This window comes from Paenisporosarcina sp. P4_D4, from assembly GCF_056401835.1.
On record NZ_JBFUIO010000226.1, the window covers coordinates 1 to 2,323 of the forward strand.

General features: G+C 28.1%; 2 protein-coding genes. Both read left to right on the forward strand.

Annotated elements, in window-relative coordinates:
• Window positions 1-161: 161 nt before the first annotated feature.
• Window positions 162-1,622, forward strand: a complete 1,461-nt coding sequence (locus AC1DSL_RS17380) for an oligosaccharide flippase family protein (protein ID WP_477533184.1) — start codon at window positions 162-164, stop codon at window positions 1,620-1,622.
• A gap of 126 nt (window positions 1,623-1,748) precedes the next feature.
• Window positions 1,749-2,291 (forward strand): acyltransferase, encoded by a 543-nt coding sequence (locus AC1DSL_RS17385; RefSeq protein ID WP_477533185.1) that lies wholly within the window; start codon window positions 1,749-1,751, stop codon window positions 2,289-2,291.
• Window positions 2,292-2,323: the final 32 nt, after the last annotated feature.

Genomic DNA, 2,323 nt, shown 5'->3' on the forward strand with positions numbered 1-2,323 from the left:
CATATAAGACACGGTCATTTATTATTAGCGGTAATAATTGCTTTTCAACAAACATTCCATAATGGTTTATTTTTTTGGAAAAATGTTTTAGTACTATTTTTTTTAAACATTAAAGAGAGATTTTAATCCCCATAAAATGTAACATTTCGAAGGGATAATTTATGAGTATAAAAAAGAATTTTTTATATAGTATTTTCTACCAGATGTTGAATTTTATCCTACCATTAATAACTGCTCCATATATTTCAAGAGTTATTGGACTAGAAGGTGTGGGTATTTTTTCTTATACTAATTCGATTGCTCAATATTTTATATTATTTTCAATATTAGGTTTAAACAATTATGGGAATCGTGCGATATCTAGAGTAAGAAACAATAAAGCAAGGATGAGCTCAGTTTTTTGGAATATATACGCTTTACAGTTTATTACAGCCTTAATATCACTAATCCTCTATGTAGTTATTGTTTTCAATACAATTCCAGATTCCTATAGAGTTTTTGCAGCAATTCAAATTTTATTAGTGGGATCTGCAATGTTTGATATTAATTGGTTCTTTTTTGGGATAGAGAAGTTCAAGTTGACTATTGTAAGAAATAGCATAATAAAATTAATTACTTTTTTTTCTATGTTTATTTTCGTTAAAAATGAAGACGATTTAAGTAGTTACATTTTTTTAGTTGCCTTTTCTACTCTTATTAGTCAATGTATATTATGGTTTTTTATAAAGAAAGAAATTTTCATAATAAAACCAAATTTAAAAGAGATCATATCTCATATTAAACCAAATTTCATTTTATTTATTCCAGTAATTTCCATAAGTATTTATCGAATACTAGATAAAATCATGCTTGGTTTTTTTAGTGGTATTGAACAAACAGCACTTTATGATAGTGCCGATAAAATAGTTACAATTCCACTAGGTATTTTTGCAGCACTTGGAAATGTTATGTTACCAAGGATGTCTAACATAATTGTAGATGAACAAAATGGAGAATCAAATAGGTATATCCGTGATTCTATGCAATTCGTAGTATTTCTTTCAATAGCAATGATGTTTGGTTTGATTGCAATATCTTATCGTTTCGCACCAATTTACTTTGGAGAAAGTTTTGTAGAAAGCGGTAAGTTAATAGCTGGATTGGCACCTATTGTATTGTTTTCATCTTGGACTAGCGTAATTAGAACACAATATCTAATTCCAAGAGGAAAAGATAGAGATTATATTCTTTCTGTAATTATAGGGGCTATTATTAATATAGTAATTAATCTAACGCTTATACCAAGATATGGTGCATTAGGAGCTGTTGTAGGAACGCTAGTAGCAGAGGCAACTGTAATGGTATATCAAACATATGTCGTTAGAAAAGAACTGGATATAAAGAAATTTATAAATGATAGCTGGATTTTTCTTATTCCAGGGTTAATGATGTTTTTCTTACTAAAATTAAGTGATTTAATCATTTCAAACTCATGGAGTGGATTAATAATTCAAATTTTATTAGGAATCAGTATTTATTCTGTAACCTCTTATTATATATTTAGATTATGGAATGAGGAGAGACTTAACTATTTCATTGAAACAATAGGGTTAAAAAAACAAATTAAAAAGTTTCTTAATTGATGGATTTATAATTTTTTTAATTGATTCCACGTAATGACAAGTGTTTAATGCAAACAGATAAAAGTTATAGAAATGATGATTGACACAAATAATTAAGGATTTGTTTAAGAGGGGGGATGAATTCGAATGAACTTAAAGGAAATTCACTTTAAATGTAAAGAAATTTTCTATATATGGAGAGGATTAGATCCAATGTCTGTACGGTTAAAACGCTATAGGCTGAATGGTGCTTACATTGGAGAAAAGGTAAGGGCTTTTTCTCCGATAACTTCTAGTGAACCTTATTTAATATCAATCGGTAATAATGTGACAATATCAACAGGGGTTAAATTTGTTACCCACGACAATTCAGCTATTAAGATTTTCGAAAATGGTACGGATATCATAGGAAGTATAGAAATTGGAAACAATTGTTTTATTGGGATGAATAGTATTATTTTACCTGGAGTAAAATTGGCTAATAATACAATTGTGGGATCCGGTAGTGTGGTAACAAAGAGTTGTTTGATTGAAGGTAAAATCATTGTTGGTAATCCTGCTCGTGTAGTATCTGATGTAAAAGATTATAAAAATAAGTATGAAGATTTTGTATTTGATTTTAGAAATAAAAATTCCGTACAAAAGAAATCATTGATTATGGATAACAAAGCCAAGTGGTTAAATAAGTGATACTGTTTAAATGTTTTTAAAAAACTATTTTT

Coding starts and splice junctions, on each gene's coding strand:
- AC1DSL_RS17380 (WP_477533184.1), top strand. CDS start 162: ATGAGTATAAAAAAGAATTTTTTATATAGTATTTTCTACCAGATGTTG.
- AC1DSL_RS17385 (WP_477533185.1), top strand. CDS start 1,749: ATGAACTTAAAGGAAATTCACTTTAAATGTAAAGAAATTTTCTATATA.